The sequence below is a fragment of the Nocardia farcinica genome (genome assembly GCF_029867845.1).
Taxonomy (GTDB): domain Bacteria; phylum Actinomycetota; class Actinomycetes; order Mycobacteriales; family Mycobacteriaceae; genus Nocardia; species Nocardia farcinica_A.
The window spans coordinates 1-5,549 of the sequence record NZ_JARWRU010000766.1 but is presented as its reverse complement, the minus strand read 5'-3'; the positions used below and the strand labels follow the sequence as shown (position 1 = coordinate 5,549).

Here is a 5,549-nt window from a genome sequence, read left to right as displayed (position 1 = left end):
GCCGGAGACCACCACGCGGTTGCGCACCTGGGTCGAGGACCCGGCGGGCGAGGACACCACCCCCACCATCGACGCGCTGATCGCCGCGCACGCCGACGGCGAGCCGCCCGCCCCGCCCGCGAAACCCGGCGGCGTGGTCATCCTCACCAGCGGCACCACCGGCACCCCCAAGGGCGCGCCGCGCGACAAGGTCTCCCCGCTGACCTCGGCGCAGTTCCTCGACCGCATCCCGCTGCCGAGGAACGACACCATGGTCATGGCCGCGCCGGTCTTCCACGGCACCGGCCTGTCCCAGCTCGCGCTGGGCTGGAGCCTGGGCAACAAGGTGGTGTTGCGCAGGCGCAAGTTCGACCCCGAGGGCACCGTGGCCACCATCGCCGAGCACAAGGCCGCCAGCCTGGTGCTGGTGCCGACCATGTTGCAGCGCATCGTCGACCTCGGCCCCGAGGTGCTCTCCCGCTACGACACCTCCTCGCTGCGGGTCGTCTTCGCCGCGGGCTCCTCGCTGTCGCCCGATCTCAGCGCCCGCACCGAGGCCGCCGTCGGCGAGGTGCTATACAACCTCAACGCCTCCACCGAGGTCGCCGTCGCCGCCGTGGCCACCCCGCGCGACATGCGCGAGGCGCCGGGCACGGTCGGCCGCCCACCGGTCGGCTGCCGGGTCGCCATCTACGACGAGCAGCGCAACAAGATCACCACCCCCGGCGTGGTCGGCACGATCTTCGTCTCCAGCGGCCTGAGCTTCAGCGGCTACACCGACGGCCGCACCAAGGAGACCGTCGACGGGCTGCTCTCCAGCGGCGACGTCGGCCACTTCGACGCCGAGGGCAGGCTGTTCATCGACGGCCGCGACGACGACATGATCGTCTCCGGCGGCGAGAACGTCTTCCCGCTGGAGGTGGAGAACCTGCTGGTGGAGCGCCCGGATGTGCTCGAGGCCGCCGTGGTCGGCGTGCCGGACCGCGATTTCGGCAAGCGGCTGCGCGCCTTCGTGGTCACCACGCCCGACGCCGCCCGCGACGAGCAGGAGATCAAGGACTACGTCAAGGCCAATCTGGCCCGGCACAAGGTGCCGCGCGAGGTGGTCTTCCTCGACGAGCTGCCCCGCAACGCCACCGGCAAGCTGCTGCGCCGAACGCTCGAGGAGTACGAGGCGCCCACCGGCCAGGACACCCCCACCGGCCAGGACACTCCCACCGGCCAGGACACTCCCACCGGCTAGGACACCCGCGCGCCGCGACACGCCGCACCCACGGCGGCGTGACCAGGCGTGTCCCCTGCCGGGGGAACAATGGCGCTCGTGACCGGCGTACCGGAGGGCCGCGAGCTGGACTGCCTGGTGGAGATCACCTGGCCCGCCGGCTCACGGCCGTGGTGGGCGGCCAGGCACACCGGCACCGGCGCCCAGATCGCGGCGGCGCTGGACGAGCTCGCGGTGCGGGTTCGCATCGACCACTGGGCGCGGGCCCTGTCGGTGCTCGACGAGCCGCTGGTCGGCTACAGCCTCACCGTCTGCGATCCCGAGGGCGATTTCCTCATCGACTACGCCGCCGCCGTCCCGCTGCGGGCCGTGCCGACGGTGATCCGCGCGCACGCGGGCCGCATCAGGGATCACGCCTGCCGATAGGCAGCCGAAAATCCACCGGCGACACGAACTTTCGCGCCGCGAAGGCCAGTAGGGTGGATCGGTGGGGATCCCGGGCACGACCGGGACCGTGGAGAAAGGGACACAGGCGATGCCGGATGCCTCGACCGAGGTACTCCTCGACGATTTCGAGAACAGGGACGACTGGGAGCTGCGCGGCCCTGGAGCGCCGCAGACCCACCTGACCACCTTCGTCGAAGGCGCGCCGGCCAAGCGCCCCGGCGTGTTCGCCGACGGGGAGCGCGGCGCCGACCATCGCGCGGTCGTGCTGCTCGTCCGCTCGGCCGCCGAGGGGCTCGAGGTCGAGCTGGCGCCGCGGGCCGCGCGCTCGCGCACCCTGCCCGAGTCCACCACCGAGCTGCGGTTGTGGATCCGCTCGCCGCACGCCTCGCTGCGGGTGCACGCCCTGCTGGCCGACCGCGAGGTGCCGCTCGGCGTCACCACCGCCGCGGGCGAGTGGGTCCGGCTGCACCACCGCTTCGCCGGGCCGATCGCGGCCACCGAACTGCGCGCGCTGCGCATCCGGCTCGACGTGGTGACCAAGACCGCGGGCGAGGTCATGATCCTGCTCGACGACATGACCGCCGTCACCGCCTGACCTGCGCCCGGGCGACACCCGCATCCGCGAACCGCCGCGCGCCGGGGCGCCGCCCGCACGACGTGGTTGTTTGCCGTCTCCCCGGCCGGGTAGCTGCGGGTACACCGCACGGCCGACGGCAAGGCCGCCCACCGGCGATCACCACCCGAGATCACCCGACCGAGATCACCCACCAGAGATCAAGGAAACCCGGCAACCGAGGAGTGATCATGGCTCGATCCCTGCTCGACTCCCTCATCGGGAGCACGGTTCTCGATGCCAACGGCGAGACGATCGGCGCCGTCGAGGAGATCTATCTCGACGGCGAGAGCGGATCGCCGACCTGGGTGGCGGTCGCCACCGACATGGACGAGGGCAATGCGCTGGTCCCGCTGTCCGGGGCCCAGCACCGGCTGGAACGCGAGTCGCTGCGCGTCCAGGTCAGCAAGGAGCGGGTGCGCACCTGCCCGCACCGCGACGACGGTGGCATGCTCGATCGAGAGGCGGAGGCCGAGTTGTTCGCCCACTACGGCATCGATCCGCGCCGGGCGGCCTGGGACACCTACGGTCGCCCCGGCGACCGGAATTCCGCGGCGCGCCTGCGCCGCTACGTCACGGCCGGCTCGTGAGCACCGCATCGTGATCCCGGCGCGGTTTGGCGCGTCCGCCACCCGGGTAGTTGCCGGAAGATAGCTGATCTTCGGCCATGCCCGGGTTCCTCCCACGGGAGCCCGGAAACGATCCCCGACTCCCCGAGGAGCGCACATGACTCGGTCAACGCTCGATTCCCTGCTCGCCAGCACGATCATCGACGCGGACGGCGCCAAGATCGGCAAGGTCAAGCAGATCTTCCTCGACAACGACAGCGGCGCGCCGACCTGGGTGTCCGTCTCCACCGGATGGTTCTCCCAGGATTCGCTGGTGCCCCTGGCCGGGGCGAGGCCGCTGGGCGAGAAGGGCGATCTGCGCGTGCCGGTACGCAGGGAGCAGGTGAAGTCGGCGCCGCATCTGGACGTCGACGGCCGCCTGACCCGCGACGCCGAGTCGAAGCTGTTCGCCCACTACGGCATGGACCCGCGCGGCGGCCGCCACGCCGCCCCGGTCATCCGCCCGGACGGCGACATCCCGCTGACCACCGGCCGCGTCCGGCCCCGGATGACCGGCGACGCCGACCTCCTCGCCGGCGGCGAGCGGGTCATCGCCCCGAGGGCAGACGAGCGCGCGGACCGCGCCGGCACGCGCACGACCGGCGCGGCGGCCGACGCCCTCGACCTGACGCCCGCGGTCGCGTCGCTGGAAGCCGAAACCGAGACCGATCGCCCCGCGGGCAGGCACCGCAAGCACGCCGAGGAACCTGACGTCCTCTGGTGACCAGCGGCGCGGCGCCTCCCCGGACACCCCGGCCTCCCCGGTCCCGGCCTCAGCGCCGGTGCGTCCTGGCGCACACCTGCTCGGTGAACTCCGCCGTCGAGGCGGTCCCGCCGAGGTCGGCGGTGGCGATCCCGGCCGCGAAGGTCGCCGCCACCGCGTGCTCGACCCGGTCGGCGGCGCGGGCGAGCACGCTCGCTCCGTCGCGAGTCGCCAGCCAGCGCAACAGCATCGCCGCCGACATCTGCATCGCCACCGGGTTGGCTCGGTTGTGCCCGGCGATGTCGGGGGCCGCGCCGTGCACGGCCTGGGCCATGGCGCGGGTGGCCGAGCAGTTCAGCGAGGGCGCGGTGCCGAGCGAACCGCTCAGCTGCCCGGCCAGGTCGGAGAGGATGTCGCCGAAGAGGTTCTCGGTGACCAGCACGTCGTAGTCCTCGGGCGCGCGCACCAGGTGCGCCGCCGCCGCGTCGACGTGCTCGTCGTCGACCCGCACCCCAGGATAGGCGCGCGCCACCTCGTAGCAGGTCTCGCGGAACAGCCCCATGGTGCGGGGCAGCACATTGGCCTTGTGCACGATGGTGACCTTGCCGCGCCTGCTCGCGGCCAGCCGCAGCGCCTCGTGCGCGATCCGCTCGCTGGCAGCCCTGGTGATCACCGCGACCGACAGCGCGGTGTCGGGGGTGGGCTGGAATTCCCCCGACCCGGCGTACATGTTGCGGTCGGCGTAGAACCCCTCGCTGTTCTCCCGCACCACCACCAGGTCGATGCCGGGGGCGACGGCCCGCACGCCGGGGAATGCGCGGGCCGGGCGGATGTTGGCGTAGAGGTCGAAGTGCTTGCGGATCGCGCCACCCGGCGCAGTGGTGCGACGGAACTCGCCCGGATAGGAGACGTTGTCGTGCGGGCCGAGCAGCCAGGCGTCCACCCCCGCCAGCACGTCGAGCGTCTGCCGGGGCAGCGGTTCGCCGAACTCCCCGATGGCCCGGTGCCCGATGATCGCGGGCACCCATTCGATCGGCGTGCCACCGACCACGGCCACCGCCTCGTCGACCACCGCCCTGGCCGAACGCACCACCTCGGGACCGATGCCGTCGCCCTCGACGATGCCGAGCCGCACCGTTCCCGACGCGCCCGGCCTGCCGGTGTTCTTCGCTTCGCTCACCGGCTCATCTTCGCCCCGGCGGACCACGGCGCGGCGTCCGACCCGCCCGTGAGGTGTTTGCCGGTGTGCCCGCGGGTACCCCTGACGGGAACGGCGAAGACGCCGCGCTCGGCGTTGCGTCGAGAAAGGCCGCCTGCCTCCGGGAAGACTCCGGGAAGACGGACGCGGGAAGATGGAGACAGTCCCCGGCGTTACAGCAGGCGACACACGACACGAGAGGACGTCATGGCGACCCAGACGCTCACCCAGCAGAACTTCGACGAGGTAGTCACCAGCAACGACGTGGTACTGGTCGACTTCTGGGCCGAATGGTGCGGACCGTGCCGCAACTTCGCGCCCACCTTCGAGGCCTCGTCGGACAAGCACCCCGACGTCGTGCACGGCAAGGTCGACACCGAAGCCGAGCAGGGGCTCGCCGCCGCCGCCAACATCCGTTCGATCCCGACCATCATGGCCTTCCGCGAGGGTGTGCTGGTGTTCGCGCAGCCCGGCGCGCTGCCGCCGGCCGCGCTCGAGGATCTGGTGACCCAGGTGAAGGCGCTGGACATGGACGAGGTGCGCAAGCAGCTCGCCGAGCAGCAGTCCGCCGCCGAGTGAGCTGCCGCGCCTGATCCGGCGCGACGACGAACGGCCCGCCACCCACGCAGGGAGAAGGGCCGTTCTCGTGCGCGCGGCGGCCCCGCGTGGGCCCCGCGGCGAGGGGAGGGACCCAGCCCGGTGGTGGCGGGAATGATTTGGCGGGCCCAGGGTTAGGGGCGGTAACCCGCCACGGCGGCGCCCCACCCCCGCGTGGCCGT

General features: G+C 72.5%; 7 protein-coding genes. 6 read left to right on the top strand and 1 reads right to left on the bottom strand.

Going from position 1 to position 5,549, the window contains the following annotated elements; genetic code table 11:
• The 5 genes from QH283_RS16830 to QH283_RS16810 all read left to right on the top strand — a co-directional run.
• Positions 1 to 1,222, top strand: a 1,222-nt coding sequence (locus QH283_RS16830) for an AMP-binding protein (RefSeq protein WP_280503936.1), incomplete at its 5' end; no start/stop codon positions are given.
• 78 nt (positions 1,223 to 1,300) lie between these two features.
• The gene (locus tag QH283_RS16825) at positions 1,301 to 1,627 is read left to right on the top strand and encodes a hypothetical protein (RefSeq protein ID WP_280503935.1); all 327 of its coding nucleotides are present in this window, start codon (positions 1,301 to 1,303) and stop codon (positions 1,625 to 1,627) included.
• Positions 1,628 to 1,736: 109 nt separating this feature from the next.
• Positions 1,737 to 2,243 (top strand): hypothetical protein, encoded by a 507-nt coding sequence (locus QH283_RS16820; RefSeq protein WP_280503934.1) that lies wholly within the window; start codon positions 1,737 to 1,739, stop codon positions 2,241 to 2,243.
• A gap of 209 nt (positions 2,244 to 2,452) precedes the next feature.
• A complete protein-coding gene (locus tag QH283_RS16815; RefSeq protein ID WP_280503933.1) occupies positions 2,453 to 2,851 on the top strand; it encodes a PRC-barrel domain-containing protein in 399 nt (132 codons plus the stop codon).
• Positions 2,852 to 2,987: 136 nt separating this feature from the next.
• Positions 2,988 to 3,593, top strand: coding sequence for a PRC-barrel domain-containing protein (locus QH283_RS16810; RefSeq protein ID WP_280503932.1), 606 nt, complete (start codon positions 2,988 to 2,990; stop codon positions 3,591 to 3,593).
• Between the two features lie 49 nt (positions 3,594 to 3,642).
• Here QH283_RS16810 and QH283_RS16805 read toward each other — a convergent pair whose 3' ends face one another.
• Complete coding sequence (locus QH283_RS16805) at positions 3,643 to 4,752, bottom strand: isocitrate/isopropylmalate dehydrogenase family protein (protein ID WP_280503931.1); 1,110 nt, start codon at positions 4,750 to 4,752, stop codon at positions 3,643 to 3,645.
• Between the two features lie 225 nt (positions 4,753 to 4,977).
• On the opposite strand from QH283_RS16805, the gene trxA reads away from it, so the two are divergent.
• Complete coding sequence (gene trxA, locus QH283_RS16800; protein WP_280503930.1) at positions 4,978 to 5,349, top strand: thioredoxin; 372 nt, start codon at positions 4,978 to 4,980, stop codon at positions 5,347 to 5,349.
• The last annotated feature ends 200 nt before the right edge of the window (positions 5,350 to 5,549 follow it).